This is a genomic window from Brachybacterium massiliense (assembly GCF_900184245.1).
Classification (GTDB): domain Bacteria; phylum Actinomycetota; class Actinomycetes; order Actinomycetales; family Dermabacteraceae; genus Brachybacterium; species Brachybacterium massiliense.
Genome location: NZ_FXXB01000007.1, coordinates 472,998 through 490,162, shown reverse-complemented (window position 1 = coordinate 490,162; position 17,165 = coordinate 472,998). Strand labels below are relative to the sequence as shown.

Sequence of the window (17,165 nt, the reverse complement as noted above, 5' to 3'; positions counted from 1 at the left end):
GGGGGCGTGCACTATCCTCCGCCCCCGAGCGCCTAGGCTTGCCAGGTGACCTCCCTGCTGCGCATCCTCCGCTTCACCCGCGCGCTCGCCCCGCTGTACACCGCGATCATCGTCTGCTCGGTGCTCACCGCGGTCGCGGGGCTCGCCGTCCCCTTCCTCATCGGCCACGCGACCGACACCGTCGCCGCGGCCGTGGGCGGTGACACCGCCACCGGCAGCGCGGTGCGCACGGTGGTGCTGATCGCGGCGGCGGTGCTGCTGGCGGAGCTGGCCGTCACGGTGATCTCCAACGTCGGCGGCTGGTTCGGCGACGTGATGAGCAACCGGATGCGCACCATCCTCTCGGTGCGCTACTACGACAAGCTGCTGCACCTGCCGCAGCGCTGGTTCGACGGCGAGATCACCGGCACGATCGTGGCGCGGCTGAACCGCTCGATCACCGAGATCACGAACTTCACCAAGATGATGTCGAACTCCTTCGCGTCGATGCTCATCACCACCGCCGCGGTGCTCGCCATCAGCGCGTACTACGCCTGGCCGCTGACCGTGCTGCTGCTGATCGTGTTCCCGGTCTACGTGTGGCTGACCTCGCTGACGTCGGTGAAGTGGCAGCGGCTCGAGGGGGAGAAGAACGAGCAGGTGGACATCGCCTCGGGGCGCTTCGCCGAGGTGGTCGGCCAGATCCGCGTGGTGAAGTCCTTCGTGCGCGAGCGCGGCGAGCTCGAGGACTTCTCGCGCCGCTTCCGCTCGACCGATGCGACCACCCGCGCACAGTCCACCCACTGGCACCGCATGGACGTCATCCGTCGTGCGTTCCTGAACCTCATCTTCTTCGGCATCTACGTGATCATCTTCGTGCGCACCGTGCAGGGCGGCTTCAGCCTCGGCGAGATGGTGCTGCTGATCCAGCTGATGAGCATGGCCAAGGCCCCGGTGGAGTCGATGAGCTGGGTGATCGACTCCGCGCAGCGCGCGATCGCCGGGTCGAAGGACTACTTCCGGGTGATGGAGACCCCGGTGGATCCGCGCACCGCCGCCGTGATGGCGGCCCGGCCCGAGGACGCCCGAGACGCCGGGCACGCCGACGGCACGGCGGGGGAGCTGCCCGAGGGATCCGACGGCGGCACCTCGACGGCGCTGACGATCGCTCCCGTGGCCGGCGCCCCCGTGGTCGCCTTCCGGAACGTCTCCTTCGCCTACGAGGACGGCGAGGACGTGCTGCACGGGATCGACTTCCAGGTCGAGCGGGGCGAGAAGATCGCCCTGGTGGGCGAGTCCGGCGGCGGCAAGTCCACGATCGTGAACCTGCTGCTGGGGCTGTACGAGCCGCGCGCCGGCAGCATCGAGGTGGTGGGCCGCCCGAGCGCCGATCTGCCGCTGGACCAGCTGCGCGCCCGCATTGGCGTGGTCTTCCAGGACGCCTCCCTGTTCTCCGGCACGATCCGCGAGAACATCGCCTACGGTCGTCCGGAGGCGAGCGAGGAGGAGGTGGTCGAGGCCGCCCGCCGCGCCAACGCCGACACCTTCATCCGGCGCTTCGACGGCGGCTACGAGCAGGTCATCGGGGAGCGGGGGCTCAAGCTCTCGGGCGGTCAGCGCCAGCGCATCGCCGTGGCCCGCGCGATCCTCAAGGACGCCCCGGTGCTGGTGCTCGACGAGGCCACCTCGGCGCTCGACACCAAGGCCGAGATCCAGGTGCAGAAGGGCCTCGAGCAGCTGATGGCCGGGCGCACCTCGCTGATCATCGCCCACCGGCTCTCCACGATCGCCGGCGTGGACCGCATCATCACCCTGCGCGACGGGAACATCGACGAGATCGGCTCCCCGGCCGAGCTCGCGGCGTCGGGCGGGATCTACGCCCAGCTGCTCGCGCTGCAGAGCTCGGGGGACAGCCGCAGGCTCGCGAGGTTCGACATCACCGGCTGAGCAGCCGTGGCAGCACCCGCACGAGCACCACCATGCCCAGCAGCTCGACCACTGTCTGGGTCACCACCGCCGCGGCCACGAGTGGGGACGGCATCGCGAGGGCGATCGGCAGCACGACGAGCGAGTTGCGGGTGGCGCCGGAGAAGGTCACAGCACGGGCGGGCGCGGCGTCGAGGCCGGTCAGCCGTGCCACGAGGATCCCGGCGCCCGTGGCGAGCAGGAGGAAGGCGAGGTACGCCGGCACCAGGGCGAGCAGTGCGGTCCCCGCGCCGAGCAGCCGCGGCGTCTGCGAGGCGACCACGGTGAACAGGACCAGCAGCATCAGCGGCACCATCGCCCCGGAGAGGTCCAGACGCGGTGCGAACCGCTGCAGCATCGCCGCCGCGAGCAGCGGCAGAAGCACCAGCAGTGCCAGAGCCCGCAGGAATGGGCCCGCCTCGAGGAGTCCCGTGACCGCGCGGCCGCTCAGCAGCGGCACCAGCACCGGCAGCGCGAGCAGCTGGCCGAGCATCAGCAGCGGCGTCGCGGCCAGCAGCCGTGCGTGCGCTCCACCTGCCAGTGCGGTGAACACCAGCACGTAGTCGATGCACGGGGCCAGCAGCACCAGCAGCGCTCCGACGAGCAGCTCGGGGGCGTGAGCGAGGGGGCGGGTGACCACCGCGACGATCAGCGGGACCATCACGAAGTTCACCAGCACCAGCGTGCTCAGGAAGCGCACGTCCCGCAGCGCCGCGCCGAGCCGGAGCAGGGGCACTCCGAGGAAGGTCACCAGCAGCAGCGCCGCGATCGCCGGTTCGACCGCGGGACCGAGTGACGGGGCCGCGCCAGGGGCGAGCGCCCCGAGGCCGAGGCCCGCCCCGATGGCGCCGAGATACAGCACGACCTGATGCCGCTCGCCCCACGGCCGGTATCGCTCCATGGACCACGACGGTACTGCCCGGACCCAGCGCGCGTTCGGGGCGGCGGGATACCATGACGGCGACCACACGCTCGGGGGCGACGAAGGAGCTCACATGGGATTCATCCAGGCATTCAAGGGCGCTGTCGGCGGGATGCTCGCCGATCAGTGGAAGGACTTCCTGACCGTTCCGAACGGTCTTCCGCAGACGGCCGCGCTGTTCCCGGCCGTCCCGCAGGGCACCAATGCCGGGCGCGGCTCGAACGTGCGCGGCTCGCAGAACGTCATCTCCAACGGCTCGAAGATCCTCGTGCCCCAGGGCTACGGGCTGATCACCGTGGTCGACGGCCGTGCGACGGGCCTGATCACCGAGGCCGGCGGCTACGAGTTCAACGACCAGTCCCCGGATGCGCGCTCCGTGTTCGCGGGCGATGACCTCCTCGCCTCGACGGTGGGCACCTCCTGGGAGCGCTTCAAGTTCGGCGGCCGCCCCTCCTCGCAGCAGCTCGCCTTCTACGTGAGCCTCAAGGAGATCCCGGACAACAAGTTCGGCACCCAGTCGGAGATCTACTGGGACGACGCCTACCTCAACTCGCAGGTCGGCGCGGTGTGCCGCGGCTCGTACACGCTGCGGATCATCGACCCGCTGCTGTTCGTGCACAACTTCGTGCCCGCCACCTTCATCTCCGCGAACGCGCCCGTGTTCGACTTCGGCGACGTGGACAACGCCGCCGGCGGTCAGCTGTTCCAGGAGGTCGTGGGCTCCCTCGCCCAGGCCTTCTCGCGCTACACGAACGATCCCGACAAGGGCAACCGCATCTCCCGCATCCAGGGCGACTCGGTGGGCTTCGCCCAGTCGCTCTCGGCCGCGGTCGAGGAGGGCTACCGCTGGTCCAGCGACCGCGGGCTCGCGATCGTGAAGACCGCGATCGTCTCGATCGAGTACGACCAGCACACCCGCGAGCTGCTCAAGGACGTCCAGAAGGCCGACGCCCTCTCCGGCGCACGCTCGCAGTCCTTCATGAACCAGGCCGCCGCGCGCGGCGTGCAGGCCGCGGGCGAGACCGGCGGCGGTGCGGGCCTGGCGATGTTCGGTGCGGGCATGGGCGCCGCGGGCGGCATGGTCAACCCGGTCCAGCCGTGGGCCCCGCCTGGCCAGCAGGGTGCGCCGCAGCAGGCTCAGCCCCAGCAGCAGGCGCCGCAGCAGCAGGCCGCGCCCGCGCAGGAGGACCCGGTGGCCAAGCTCGCCCAGTACAAGCAGATGCTGGAGCAGGGCCTGATCAGCGAAGAGGACTACGAGGCGGCGAAGAAGGCCGCGCTCGGCCTCTGAGCGAAGGACCGAGTGGAGAACAGAGCGCAGTGATGAGCGTTCCCCCGCAGGGCCCGCAGTGGGCGCGACCGGACCAGCCCCGTCGGCAGGATGCTCCTGCCGGCGGGCCGGTCCCGCCCGCGCCCGCCGGACAGCCGCTCCGCCCCGGGCAGGGGCAGCAGGGGCCCGGCGCCCCCGCTCCGGCCGACGGGCGCTTCGCGCAGCCGGCCGGGGGCGGTGCGGCCCAGCACTCCGCGCCGCAGTTCCCCGGCGCGGAGCCTCCTCAGGGTGCACAGCCTCCGCAGGGGGCGAAGGGCGCGCAGCGGAAGAGCGGCCAGCAGCCCCCCGCGATGCTCGGGGACGAGGCCGTCGCCGGGGCGGCCGAGGCGCTGCGCAAGCACTCCTCGAACCGGATCATCGACACCAGCTCCGGCCGCGCCGACGGGCTGAACAAGTGCCCCCGCTGCGGCGGCACCGACATCCAGTACTCGCTGACCGCGAAGGCGCTGGTGTGCGCCTACTGCCGTCACAGCTGGAACGAGGAGAACGCGGAGAAGGCCTTCGGGCTGGACACCTCCATCGCGGAGCTGCAGGGCCACACCATGGCCTCCGGCACCGCGGACATCCAGGAGGACCTCACCACCATGACCCTGAAGTGCCAGGGCTGCGGTGCGGAGGTCGTGATCAACGTCGAGCAGCAGCTGCAGGCACGCTGCCACTGGTGCCGGCAGACCCTCTCGATCAACTCGCAGATCCCCAACGGCGCGGTGCCTGATGCGGTGCTGCCCTTCCACCTCACGCGCGAGGAGGCGATCGAGCGGATCGAGGCGTTCGCCGACAAGCGCAAGGCTTTCGCCCACCCCCGCTTCAAGGCCGAGTTCGTGCCGGACAACGTGATGGGCGTGTACATCCCGTACATGGTCGTGGACGGGAACATGCATGCGGTGCTGCAGGGCACCGGCGAGGTCACCACCCGCCAGTACACGGTGCGGCGCAAGGTGGGCAAGGACAACTACGTCACCGAGACCTACTACGACGCGGACGTCTACTCCGTCCAGCGCGCCTTCGACCTGCTGGTGGACGATCTCACCGTCGAATCCGCCGAGCGCTTCGACGCGAAGGACAACGCGCAGGCCACCAACAACATCCTCAACGCAGTCCAGCCCTACGACACCGAGAACGCGGTCGCCTACAACTCGAACTACCTCAAGAACTTCACCTCCGAGCGGCGCGACCTCAACGTGCGCGACGTGGACGACCAGGTGGAGGAGAAGTTCCTCGCGATCGCGCGGGCGAAGGCGAGCCCCACCATCGGCCGCTACGACCGCGGCGTGCGCTGGGAGCAGGAGGGCGTGGCCGTGCGCGGCACCCGCTGGGTCTCGGTGTACGTGCCGGTGTGGCTGTACAGCTACGCCGACTCCGCCAAGGGCCAGGACTCGCTCACCCACTACATCGCCGTCAACGCCCGCAACGGCAACACCATGGGCTCGGTCCCCGTCTCCCATCCGAAGATCTTCGCGCTCGCCTGCGCGGCCGGCTCCGTGGCCGCCGTGATCGGCGCGGTGGTGGGCTTCGGCTGGTTCCTGGCGGGATGAGGCCGACGATGACCCGCTCGCTCTGCCCGCTTCGCTCCCCAGGAGGATCCGATGCTCCCGCTGCTCGCTGAGATGGCCGCCGATCCGGCGACCGGGATGCTGCTGGCCGATTCGGACTCCGGCGCGATCGGCATCGCCTTCCCCTTCCTCGCGGGGCCGGCCGTGTTCATCGCGGTGTACGTCGGGATCTACCGCTACTACCGCAACACGGACAAACGCCACCACTTCGAGAAGGAGACCGAGGTGGCCGTCGGCAATCTCAAGCAGGGCGACCGCAAGGTGGGCACCAACAACCGCCAGAAGAGCCGCACCATGTCCGGGGTCAACAGCACCGACCACCTCGAGCGGGTGCGCCGCATCCAGGTGCGCTGAGATGAGCACGCCGCCCTCCGCAGAGGTCATCGTCATCGGCGCCGGCCTGGCAGGGCTGGTGGCCGCCACCGAGATCGCCGACGCCGGGCGCAGCGTGCTGCTGCTCGAGCGGGAGGGCGAGCAGGACCTGGGCGGGCAGGCCTGGTGGAGCTTCGGCGGACTGTTCTTCATCGACTCCCCGGAGCAGCGCCGCCTGGGCATCCGCGACAGCCTCGACCTCGCCCGCCAGGACTGGCTGGGCTCGGCCGCCTTCGAGGGCCCCGGTGATCACTGGCCGCGCCGCTGGGCCGAGGCGTACCTGCAGTTCGCCGCGGGGGAGAAACGGGACTGGCTGCACCGCCTCGGGCACCGCAGCTTCCCGGTGGTGGGCTGGGCCGAGCGCGGGGACGGCCGCGCCGAGGGGCACGGCAACTCGGTGCCCCGCTTCCACATCACCTGGGGCACGGGCCCGGGCATCGTCGAGCCCTTCGCGAAGAAGCTCGCCGCGCATCGCGGCAGCGGCCGCATCATCCTGCGCACCCGGCATGCCGTCGAGGAGCTGCTGGTCGAGGACGGGCGCGTGACCGGAGTCCGCGGGAGCGTGCTGGCCGAGGACCACAGCCCGCGCGGCGTCGGCTCGAACCGGGAGGTGGTGGGCGAGTTCGTGTACCGGGCCGCGGCCGTGGTCGTCGCCACCGGCGGGATCGGCGGCAACCAGGAGCTGGTGCGCTCGCTGTGGCCGGAGGACCTGGGCACCATGCCGAGCAGCGTCGTGCACGGGGTGCCTGCGAGCGTGGACGGCACCGGGATGCTCGCCGCGGAACAGGCCGGCGCGCACTGGATCAACCGCCACCGCATGTGGCACTACACCGAGGGCATCCGCAACTGGGATCCGGTCTGGCGCGGGCACGGCATCCGCATCCTCCCCGGCCCCTCCTCCCTCTGGATCGATGCGCGTGGCCGGCGCCTGCCCGCCCCGGCGCTGCCCGGCTTCGACACCACCTCGACCCTGCGCCACCTGCGCACCACCGGGCACGACCACTCCTGGTTCGTGCTCACCGCGAAGATCATCGAGAAGGAGTTCGCGCTCTCCGGCAGCGAGCAGAACCCCGATCTCACCGGTAAGGACGTGCGCCAGGTGCTCTCCCGTGTGAAGCCCGGCCCGCCCGGCCCCGTGCAGGCCTTCCTCGACCACGGCGAGGACTTCCTGCAGGCCGACGACGTTCCCTCCCTGGTCGCGCAGATGAACGCGCTCGTCGGTGAGGACCTGATCGACGCCGCCGCCCTCGAGCGCACCATCCGCGCCCGCGACGCGGAGCTCGGCAACTCGTTCTCGAAGGACACCCAGATCACCGCGATCCACGGGGCGCGCAAGTACCTCGGGGACCGGCTGATCCGCACCGCCGCCCCGCACCGGCTGCTGGATCCGAAGGCCGGGCCGCTGATCGCGGTGCGCCTGCATGTGCTGCTGCGCAAGACCCTCGGCGGCCTCGAGACGGACCTCGGCGGCCGCGCCCAGCGGGCCGACGGCGGCGGCGCCCTCCCGGGCCTCTACGTGGCCGGCGAGGCGAGCGGCTTCGGCGGCGGCGGGGTGCACGGGCACAACGCCCTCGAGGGCACCTTCCTGGGCGGCTGCCTGTTCAGCGGCCGCCAGGCCGCCGTCGGCGTCCTCGCGGACCTGCGATGAACGGAGCCGACGCCGCCGCCGACGTCGCCGCTCCCGCGCCCCGCGCGGTGCTGCTGAACGGCGCGGTCGGGGTCGGCAAGACCACCGCGCTCGGCGCGATCGGGGAGGAGCTCGCCGGCCGCGGGATCCCCGGTGCCGCCCTCGACCTCGACTGGCTGCGCCGTGCCTGGCCCGCACCGGACGCAGACCCGTTCCATCATCAGCTCGAGCTCGCCAACCTCGGCGCGGTCGCGGCGAACCTGCGCGAGGCGGGCGCGCAGGTGCTCCTCGCCGCGGGGGTGCTCGAGGCGCGCGAGGACCGCGAGGGCTACGAGCGCGCCTTCGCCTGCCCGCTCACGGTGGTGCGCCTGACCGCGCCGCGGCAGCTGGTGCGCGAACGGCTGCGCCGCCGCCACGAGCTCGACCCGGCAGGGCTGGCCTGGCACCTGGATCGCTTCGACGAGCTCACCGGGATCCTCGATGCGGCCGGGGTCGAGGACGTCACGGTACCGATCGGGCAGGACCCGCAGGCCACCGCCCGAGCGGTGCTCACCGCCGTGGGGATCTGAGCCGGTCACTCCCCGGTGCGCTCGGCCCCGGGCAGCAGGATCGTCGAGAAGTCGTGCTCGCCGTGATCGGCGGCGATCTCCGCCTCGAGCGAGGCCAGGGCGCCGCGCAGCGCGGGAAGGTCCGCGCCGGGCCGCTCGGCGTCGCCGACGGTGTCGATCATCAGTCGCGCATCCTTCGCGATCGCGTTCGCGGTGAAGTCACCGCCCTCCGTGCCGCGCTCGCCGCGCACGAAGGCGCCCTTCATCCCGGCGATGAACGCGAGCCCTGTCGAATCGAGCATCTCGAGGGTCTCCGCGGGGGAGGTGCCGGTGGCCTCGCCGAGCGCGAGCGCCTCGCGCAGGCCCTGGGCGCTGATCGCGAGCGCCAGGTTCGCCATCAGCTTGCCGACGGCGGCCTTGCGGCCCGAGTCCACGCCCCGCAGCCGTGCCGGATCCGCCCACGGCGCCACCAGCTCGAGCACCTGCGCGCGCAGCGCCTCGTCGGGCGTGCCCACGTACACGCCGAGCGTGCCCTTGCGAGCCGGGCCCAGGGTGCCGATCACCGGCACCCCCACGTAGCTCGGCACCGCCGCGGCGAACTCGTCCGCATCGGCGGGGGAGACCGTGGTGGTGTCCACCCACGGCACGCCCGCCGGGATCAGGGCGGGCTGGATCACCGTCTCACGCACCGCGGCGGGGCCGAACAGCGAGGTGATCACCAGCTCCGCGCCCTCGACGGCCCCGGCGGCGCTGCCTGCGACGGAGGCGCCTGCCTCGGCCAGGCGCGCGGTGCGCTCCGCGGTGCGGTTCCACACCGTCAGCTCGTGCTCCGCGAGCAGGTGGAGGGCGAGCTCGGTGCCCATACGACCGGTCCCCAGGAAAGCGATTCTCATGCCGCCAGTCTGTCACCGTCCACAGCGAGGTGTTCCCGCTCGCATCGAGCATGCACAATGGAGGCATGACTCCTCGCCTCACCCGTCGTCGAGCGATCGCCGCGGCCGCAGCCGCCGGGATCGGTCTGCCCGCCGCCGCAGCCGCTCAGGCGGCGCCTGCCCCGTCCCGTCGGCGGGGACGCTTCCAGCAGGCGAGGATCGCGACCTTCAACGCCTCCCTGAACCGCGCCGAGGAGGGGCAGCTGCTCAAGGACCTCGCCACCGGTGAGGATCCGCAGATCCGAGCGGTCGCCGAGGTCATCCAGATCAACAACCCCGACGTGCTGCTGCTCAACGAGTTCGATCACGACGAGGACGGCAGGGGCCTGGACCTCTTCCGCGAGAAGTACCTCGAGGTCCCCCAGAACGGCACCAGCCCCGTCCACTACCCGTACGTCTTCACCGCGCCGGTGAACACGGGCGTGCCCAGCGGCCTGGACCTGAACCAGGACGGCACCGTCGGCGGCCCGGATGACGCGTGGGGCTTCGGCGAGTTCCCCGGCCAGTACGGGATGGCGATCCTCTCGCGGTACCCGATCCTCACCGAGCAGGTGCGCACCTTCCAGAACCTGCGCTGGGCGGACATGCCCGCCAACCTCATGCCCGAGGAGTTCTACGGCCCCGAGATCTCGGCCGAGATGCGCCTGAGCTCGAAGTCGCACTGGGACGTCCCGGTGCGGATCGGCAGCACCGTCCTGCACGTGCTCGCCGCCCACCCCACCCCGCCGAGCTTCGACGGGCCGGAGAAGCGCAACCAGCGCCGCAACAGCGACGAGATCCGTCTCTGGGCGGACTATCTGCGCCCCGGCCGCCGCTCCTCCTGGATCGTCGACGATGCGGGCGAGGCGGGCGGCCTCGCCCCCGATCAGCAGTTCGTGATCGTGGGCGACTACAACTCCGATCCGGCCGACGGCGACTCCTGGCCCGGCGCGATCGACCAGCTGCTCTCCCATCCGCGGGTGCAGGACACCCTCCCGGCCAGCCGGGGTGCTGTCGAGGCCTCCGAGGCCCAGGGCGGAGCGAACGCGGACCACGAGAGCGACCCCCGCTACGACACCGCGGACTTCGGCGACGATCCCGCCCCCGGCAACCTGCGCGTGGACTACGTGCTGCCCTCGCGGCCCCTCCAGGTGGTGACCTCGGCGGTGTACTGGCCCGAGCAGGGCCAGCCCGGCAGCGAGCTGACCGGCGAATACCCCTTCCCCACCTCGGATCACCGCCTGGTGCGGGTGGACCTCCAGCTCAAGGCCTGAGCATCGCGGGCGCGTAGGCTTCGACCATGACCTCCGCGCTGCCCCCGCTCATCGACCTCGCCCACCTGCACGCCCTGCGCACGCAGGCGGCCGAGGGACAGCTCGCCCTCCACCTGCTGGACGTGCGCTGGGCCCTGGACGGCTCCAAGGGCCGCGACACCTACCTCGCCGGGCACCTGCCCGGCGCGGTGTACATCGACCTCGACACCGAGCTCGCCGCCCCCGCCCGCGACGGCGCCGGGCGCCACCCCCTGCCCTCCGCGGAGGACTTCGCGGCCTCGCTGCGCCGCGCCGGCGTGGGAGCGGGCTCGACGGTGATCGCCTATGACGACACCAACGGCGCCCCGGCCGCCCGCCTGGTGTGGATGCTGCGCGCCCTCGGCCATGACGCCGCAGTGCTCAACGGCGGGCTCGCCGCCTGGGACGGCGCGCTCGTCACCCAGGACGAGCAGCCCGCACCGGGTGACGTGCCCGTGCGCGAATGGCCCGAGAGCCGCCTCGCCACCGCGGACGAGGTCGCCGCAGGCGGCGCCCTGGTGATCGATGCCCGCGCCGCCGAGCGCTACCGCGGCGAGAGCGAGCCGATCGATCCACGCGCCGGCCACATCCCCGGCGCGGTCAACCTGCCCTTCTCCGGAAACCTCGACGAGCACGGACACTTCCTGCCGCCCGAGGAGCTGCACCGCCGCTTCGAGGCCGCCGGGGCGCATGAGGACCGCGACACCATCGTGTACTGCGGCTCGGGGGTCACAGCCACCCATGACCTGCTCGCCCTCGAGAGCGCCGGTTTCGCGCGCGTGAAGCTGTTCCCCGGCTCGTGGTCGCAGTGGAGCGCGGACCCGCAGCGGCCTGTCGCCGTCGGCCCCAACCCCTGAGCCGGCCGCGCCACTGAGCCGGCCGCGCCACTGAGCCGGCCGCGCCGCTGAGCGGGCCGCGCCGCACCCATCCCGGGCTCAGACCTGCGGGTTGATCTCCCGGATCGCGCCGATGATCGCGCGGTGGCGCCGCTTCTGCGCCTCGCGCTGGCCCTCGGCCGCGTCCTGGCCCAGCACCGCGGCCCAGATCGGCACCATCTCCTCGTGATACGAGTGGCCGTGCCCGCCGGTGACCTTGATCGACAGCGGCATGTCCGCGGCGATCTGCCAGAAGGTGATCCACGGGAACCAGCGCATCGCCGGGGTGACGTCATGCCCCACCCGCTCCTGCAGCCAGGCCGGCTCCCGCCACAGCAGGGTGGGGGAGAACCAGACCACCGGGTCCGACGGGTGCTGGGCATAGACCACCCGGGGATGCTCCCACTGCGCATACAGGCCGCCCCAGTAGTTGCGGTGCAGATCCTGCGGGCGGGTCACCACGCGGATGTGCCGCCCGTCGTCGATGATCGGGGCGATCGCGGGGGAGCCGGGCCGTGCCCGTGCCGTGAGCTGCTGCCACAGGGGCGTGAAGCTCGGGGTGCCGGTCCACACGGCGCCCTGGACGCTCGAGAGCATCTCCTCGACGTCCCGGAACGCGGCCTGCCCGCCGAAGGAGCCCAGCGACTCCCCGGCCACGTACAGCTTCGGTCGGCGCTCGGGCGGCAGCGAGGCCATGCGCCGCGTGACCGCCTGCAGCAGCAGGCGCCCGGCGCTCTGGGGGGAGCGGCGGTCGATGAGATACGTGAGCGGGCTGGGATAGAGCGAGTACTGGATCGAGGCGGTCGCGCAGTTCCCGGCGGTGAGGAACTCGATCGCCGAGAGCGACCACTCCTGCAGCCAGCCGGTGCCGGTCCCCGTGAACAGCACCAGCACCTCCCGGTCCCAGGCGCCGGTGCGGTCAAGCTCCGCCACCACGGCGCGCACGGCGTCCTCGACGGTGCGGGTGCCGGATGTCGCGGCATAGACGCGGATCGGCTCGAGCGCCTCCTCGCCCACGGTCTGCTCGATCAGGGCGCGGTCCGCGCCGCTCGAGACGATCTTGCGCCCGGGGGCGCCGAGCGACTGCCAGGTCTCGAGCGACTCCGGGCCGCCCGAGCGCAGCGAGGAGGTGGGCCGGGCGACCTCGGGGGAGATCAGCCGGTTCGCGGCCTCGGCGCGTTCGATCATCCCCTCCAGCACACGACCGCGGATCAGCCGGTCGGTGAGCACCGCGACCGTCGCGACCGTCAGCAGCAGGGACACCGCCCGCACCGCGCGCGGCGGCAGGTAGGGGCGCAGCATCGCCCGGTACAGGTGAGCCGTGGCGAGGGTGGCGCGGGCGAGCACGAGCGCCCCGGCGAAGGCGCCGAGCCCGGCGACGCCGCCCACCACATGGGTGGCGAGGTTCTTCGGCTCCTGCTGGACCAGATGGCTGATCTCGCGCTGGCGCAGCACGCCGCGCACCCACGAGTAGGCGGTGATGCCCACCAGGGCGCTCCCGCCGAGCAGCCGGGCCCGTCGGCGATGATCCTCGGCGATGTCGACCCTCACGCCGAGCTCCCGCCCGACGCGTCGCACCACCCGGCCCGCGATCGCACCGGCCGCGTAGCCGTACACCTCGGAGAAGGCGATGTTCGTCGCCCACATCCACCAGGTGCGCGGCAGCAGGCTCGGGGAGGTGGAGATCCAGGCCGTCACCGAGGCGCCGAGGAAGCCGCCGGTGTCCAGCGGGGCCGCGACCGCGACGCGGCGCGCCCGCTGCCGCGTCCTGCGGGTCGCCGTGCGCAGCACCGTCACCGCACCCGTGGCCATTCTCGTCAGACCGGTCAGGGAGGGGGTGGTGCCAGAGCGCATGTGTGCAGGCTATAGGACCCCTCGGTGTGCGGTCACGGGGGTTTCCCGCTGTCCGGACCGCGGCCCGCAGGGCCCGAGCCCGGCACGGACTCCGTAGGGTGGGCGCATGAAGATCCTGCTGCCCGATACCGTTCCGCTGGACCCCACGCTGCCCGAGGGATGGGAGGCGGTGACGATCGACGCCCGCGCCGAGATCCCCGCCGAGCACCACGACGCCGCGGTGCTCGTGGTCTGGGGCTCCTCGCGCCGCCACCTCGCCTCCGCCGCCGAGAACCTGAAGGACCTGCGCCTGGTGCAGTCCCTCTCCGCGGGCGTGGACGGAATCCTCGCCGCCGGCTTCGACGAGGAGGTGGTGATCGCCTCCGGCGCGGGCCTGCACTCGCTCACCGTGAGCGAGCACGCCCTCGCGCTGCTGCTGAGCCTGCTGCGCCGCCTGCCGGAGGCCCGCGAGGCCCAGCAGCGCCACGACTGGTCCTCCGAGCTGGGCGGGCTCCAGCCGCTGCACCCCAAGGGCCGGATCACCAGCCTGATCGGGGCGCGCGTACTGATCTGGGGCTTCGGCGAGATCGGCCAGAACCTCGCCCCCACGCTGAAGGCGCTCGGCGCCGAGGTGCGCGGGGTGGCCCGCAGCGCCGGCACCCGTGCCGGCTTCGAAGTCATCGCCGATGACCAGGTGAGGCAGCTGCTGCCCGAGACCGATGTGCTGATCGACATCCTGCCCGCCACCGAGCGGACCGCCGGGATCATCGGACGCGAGGTGCTCGCGGCGCTGCCCGACCACGCGGTGCTGATCAACGTGGGCCGCGGCGCGACCGTCGACCAGGTCGCGCTGCGCGAGGCGCTCGAGGCGGGCACCCTCGGCAGCGCGGGGATCGACGTCACCGAGCCGGAGCCGCTGCCCGCGGAGGATCCGCTGTGGGATGCGCCGCGACTGCTGATCACGCCCCACGCGGCCGGTGGCCGGCCGGTGGGGGCCGACGAGCGGATCACCGCGAACCTGCGCGCCCTGGTCGAGGGCGCACAGCTGCTGCACGTGGCGGCCCGCTGAGCGGAGCCGCCACGCGCAGCGGGGGTCAGGAGTCCCGGGTGAAGGGGTTCCTGCGCTTGCGACGACCGGGGGCACCGCCCTCCTCGGTCGTACCCTCCTGCATGGACGGCTGCGGGGTGGGGGTGTAGGCCTGCAGGTGCTCGGCGACCTGCGCCTCCACCTGTGCCTCCACCTGCGCGCCGACCTGGGCCTCCATCTGCGCCCCGACCTCGGCCTCGACCTGGTCGGAGATGCGGTCCGAGTAGCGGTCCATGAACTCGCGCTGGCGCAGGCGCAGCTCGAGCTTCTCGATCACCTTGACCTCTGTGCCGAGCGAGCGCCACAGCGAGATGCACATACCGATCATCACGATCGAGAACGGCAGCGCGGACAGCAGCGCGAGCGACTGCAGCGCGGTCATGCCCGAGGCCTCCTCGTCACCGGACAGCGAGCTGACCCAGATCAGGGACGCGGCGATGACGCCGGACGCCGAGGCCCAGAAGATGCGCGTGATCCGCGGCGGGTTCGGATCGCCCTTATGGGCGATCATGTCGATCACGAAGGCGCCCGAGTCGGCGCTGGTGATGAAGAAGATCGACACCAGCACCACGGCGATGCCGGACAGCAGCGCACCGGCGGGCAGCTGGCTGAAGGTGTCGAACAGCGCGGTGTTCGGGTCGATGTCGCCGGTGCCGCCGGTGAAGTCGACGCCCTCGAGGACGGCCTTGTACAGCGCGGTGCCGCCCATGATCGTGAACCACAGGAACGTCAGCGCGGTGGGGACCAGCAGCACGCCGGTGATGAACTCGCGGACCGTGCGGCCCTTGGAGATGCGGGCGATGAACACGCCCACGAAGGGCGACCAGGAGATCCACCAGCCCCAGTAGAAGGTGGTCCACCCGTTGATCCAGGAGGCCCCTTCCTCACCGCGGAAGGGCAGGGTCTGGAAGGACAGCTGCAGGAAGTTCTGCAGGTAGTAGCCGATGTTGGAGACGACATCGCGCAGCAGGAACAGAGTGGGGCCGAGGATCAGCACGGTCACCAGCAGGAGCGCGGCCAGGCCCATGTTCAGGTTCGAGAGCAGCTTGATGCCCTTGTCCACGCCGCTCGCGGCGGAGAGCGTCGCCAGCGCCGTCACCACGAGCACGATCACGACCTGCACGGTCGTGGAGTTCGGGAGCACCCCGAGATGGTCCAGGCCGGCGGCGATCTGGTTGACGCCGAAGCCCAGCGAGGTGGCGATGCCGAACAGCGTGCCCACCAGGGCGATGATGTCGATCACGTCGCCGATCCAGGAGTCGGTGCGCTTGCCGAGGATCGGCTCGAGCGCCCACCGGATCGAGACCGGGCGGCCCTTGCGGTGCACCGCGTACGCGACGGCGAGGCCGACGATCACGTAGATGCCCCAGGCGTGCAGGCCCCAGTGCAGGAAGGTCTGGCCCAGCGCACGCTCGGCCCGGGCGGGCTCCGAGAGCCCGGCCGCGTTCGGCGGGGCGCCGTTCTCGCTGAAGAAGGTCAGCGGCTCCGCAGCACCCCAGAAGACCAGGCCGATGCCCATGCCGGCCGCGAAGAGCATCGCGAACCACGAGAACATGCTGTACTCGGGCTCGTCATCGTCCTTGCCCAGGCGGATGCTGCCCATACGGCTCGCGGCGATCACGACGCCGAACACCACGAAGGCGGTGACGATCAGGACGTAGTACCAGCCGATCGAGCTGACGACGGTCGAGTTCAGGGTCGAGATCGTCGCGTTGAAGGAATCCGGCAGCAGCAGCGCGAACAGCACCGCCAGCAGGATGATCCCGCCGGCGACGAAGAACACCGGCTTCGAGAGCGAATAGCTCTGCGCGGGTTCCGGGCGCTCTTCGACCGTGGCTGAGGAGGACGGGGGAGAGTTCGGGGCCGACGAAGCGGACACGGTGCCTCTTTCCGAAAGGGGGACGGGGATGTGTGTTGAATCCCTAGCACCGTAACGGGCGGACCGCCCCGGCGACAGGTGGAACCGTCAATCAGGTGGGCAGAAGCGACATCCGGGTGGGCTGTGCCACAGCCGGTGCGGCGTGAACGTGCGCCGCCGCACAGCCGGCGCTCACCCGCCTGTGATCAGACGGTCAGGTCCCTCGCGAGCTCCTCGACGGCGCGCGCGGAGACCTCGGCGACCACCTCCAGCTCGAGATGGAACTGCTGACCAGCGGCCGGCCCGCACAGGTCCGAGACGGCGCGCAGCGCCACGAAGGGCACCCCGAGCACCTCGGCGGTGCGGGCGCTCGCGGTGGTCTCCATGTCCGCGCTGAGCGCCGCCGGGAAACGCTCCCGCATGGGGCTGGCGAGGGTCGCGGTGACGAAGGCGTCCCCCGAGAGCATCAGGCCGCGGCGCACACCGTGCCCGTCACCGTTGGCGTCGGCCCGCCGTGCGGCCTGCTCCGCAGCCTCGACGAGGGACCGCTCGGCGTCGAAGCGCACCGGACCGCCCGGCACCTGGCCGGGCTCGTAGCCGAAGGCCGTCGCATCCGCGATCGAGTAGGTGAAGGATTCGCCCACGATCAGCGTGCCCACCTCGACGTCGGCCGCGAGACCGCCGCAGGAACCGGCCGCGACCACGACCGCGGGCGAGGTGGAGAGGATCCCCCAGGTCGCCGCGCCGGTGGCGGCGGCGATGCCGATGCCGGTGGTGACCACGATCGTCTCGATGCCGTGCAGCGTGCCGCGAGAGGCGCTGACCCCGCCGAGGAAGGGGGTCTCGACCTCTACGGCGCCCTCGAGGCGGGCCCGCAGCGGGGCGGCCTCCTCGGGCATCGCGGCGAGCACCAGCAGGGGACCGGACAGGGGCGTCGAAGGCATGAGCGAAGCGTACCGGGCAGGACGGGCGCCCTGAGGTCACAGCCGGGTTCGTTACGCTGGTGCCATTCGCCA

14 protein-coding genes are annotated in these 17,165 nt (G+C 71.9%); 9 read left to right on the top strand and 5 right to left on the bottom strand.

The genetic code is table 11. From position 1 onward, the window contains the following. The first annotated feature begins 45 nt into the window (after positions 1 to 45). Positions 46 to 1,926 carry an ABC transporter ATP-binding protein gene (locus tag BN4251_RS08925; RefSeq protein WP_087484747.1) on the top strand — a complete coding sequence of 627 codons (1,881 nt, stop codon included), beginning with the start codon at positions 46 to 48 and terminating at the stop codon, positions 1,924 to 1,926. On the opposite strand, the gene BN4251_RS08920 is transcribed toward BN4251_RS08925, so the two are convergent. Continuing rightward, entirely contained in the window at positions 1,916 to 2,845 is a 930-nt protein-coding gene (locus tag BN4251_RS08920; RefSeq protein WP_087484746.1) for an arsenic resistance protein, read from the bottom strand. The genes BN4251_RS08925 and BN4251_RS08920 overlap by 11 nt on opposite strands. Before the next feature lie 94 nt (positions 2,846 to 2,939). On the opposite strand from BN4251_RS08920, the gene BN4251_RS08915 reads away from it, so the two are divergent. Genes BN4251_RS08915 through BN4251_RS08890 form a run of 5 tightly spaced genes read left to right on the top strand, consistent with a single transcriptional unit; the run spans position 2,940 to position 8,314 of the window. After that, positions 2,940 to 4,154: an SPFH domain-containing protein gene (locus BN4251_RS08915; protein WP_087484745.1), complete on the top strand. Its 1,215-nt coding sequence runs from the start codon at positions 2,940 to 2,942 to the stop codon at positions 4,152 to 4,154. Between the two features lie 32 nt (positions 4,155 to 4,186). Further along, a complete protein-coding gene (locus BN4251_RS08905; protein ID WP_245810268.1) occupies positions 4,187 to 5,728 on the top strand; it encodes a proline-rich domain-containing protein in 1,542 nt (513 codons plus the stop codon). Between the two features lie 51 nt (positions 5,729 to 5,779). Beyond that, the gene (locus BN4251_RS08900) at positions 5,780 to 6,100 is read left to right on the top strand and encodes a hypothetical protein (protein ID WP_087484742.1); all 321 of its coding nucleotides are present in this window, start codon (positions 5,780 to 5,782) and stop codon (positions 6,098 to 6,100) included. A 1-nt stretch (position 6,101) separates the two neighbouring features. Further along, on the top strand, positions 6,102 to 7,766 hold the full coding sequence (locus BN4251_RS08895) for an FAD-binding dehydrogenase (RefSeq protein WP_087484741.1): 1,665 nt from the start codon (positions 6,102 to 6,104) through the stop codon (positions 7,764 to 7,766). Continuing rightward, on the top strand, positions 7,763 to 8,314 hold the full coding sequence (locus BN4251_RS08890) for an ATP-binding protein (RefSeq protein ID WP_087484740.1): 552 nt from the start codon (positions 7,763 to 7,765) through the stop codon (positions 8,312 to 8,314). The genes BN4251_RS08895 and BN4251_RS08890 overlap by 4 nt, the downstream gene beginning before the upstream one ends. Positions 8,315 to 8,319: 5 nt before the next feature. Here the strand turns inward: BN4251_RS08890 and BN4251_RS08885 are convergent, their stop codons facing one another. Next, a complete protein-coding gene (locus BN4251_RS08885; protein ID WP_087484739.1) occupies positions 8,320 to 9,186 on the bottom strand; it encodes an NAD(P)-dependent oxidoreductase in 867 nt (288 codons plus the stop codon). Between the two features lie 65 nt (positions 9,187 to 9,251). Between BN4251_RS08885 and BN4251_RS08880 the strand changes: the two genes are divergently transcribed. Continuing rightward, on the top strand, positions 9,252 to 10,478 hold the full coding sequence (locus tag BN4251_RS08880; RefSeq protein ID WP_170931900.1) for an endonuclease/exonuclease/phosphatase family protein: 1,227 nt from the start codon (positions 9,252 to 9,254) through the stop codon (positions 10,476 to 10,478). Positions 10,479 to 10,504: 26 nt separating this feature from the next. Continuing rightward, on the top strand, positions 10,505 to 11,353 hold the full coding sequence (locus BN4251_RS08875) for a sulfurtransferase (protein WP_087484737.1): 849 nt from the start codon (positions 10,505 to 10,507) through the stop codon (positions 11,351 to 11,353). A gap of 78 nt (positions 11,354 to 11,431) precedes the next feature. Here the strand turns inward: BN4251_RS08875 and BN4251_RS08870 are convergent, their stop codons facing one another. Continuing rightward, the gene (locus BN4251_RS08870) at positions 11,432 to 13,225 is read right to left on the bottom strand and encodes an alpha/beta hydrolase (RefSeq protein WP_170931899.1); all 1,794 of its coding nucleotides are present in this window, start codon (positions 13,223 to 13,225) and stop codon (positions 11,432 to 11,434) included. A gap of 106 nt (positions 13,226 to 13,331) precedes the next feature. On the opposite strand from BN4251_RS08870, the gene BN4251_RS08865 reads away from it, so the two are divergent. Next, positions 13,332 to 14,273 (top strand): phosphoglycerate dehydrogenase, encoded by a 942-nt coding sequence (locus tag BN4251_RS08865; RefSeq protein ID WP_087484735.1) that lies wholly within the window; start codon positions 13,332 to 13,334, stop codon positions 14,271 to 14,273. Between the two features lie 25 nt (positions 14,274 to 14,298). On the opposite strand, the gene BN4251_RS08860 is transcribed toward BN4251_RS08865, so the two are convergent. Further along, positions 14,299 to 16,170: a BCCT family transporter gene (locus tag BN4251_RS08860; RefSeq protein ID WP_170931898.1), complete on the bottom strand. Its 1,872-nt coding sequence runs from the start codon at positions 16,168 to 16,170 to the stop codon at positions 14,299 to 14,301. 185 nt (positions 16,171 to 16,355) lie between these two features. Next, positions 16,356 to 17,093, bottom strand: a complete 738-nt coding sequence (gene mtnN, locus BN4251_RS08855) for a 5'-methylthioadenosine/S-adenosylhomocysteine nucleosidase (RefSeq protein WP_087484733.1) — start codon at positions 17,091 to 17,093, stop codon at positions 16,356 to 16,358. Between the last annotated feature and the right edge of the window lie 72 nt (positions 17,094 to 17,165).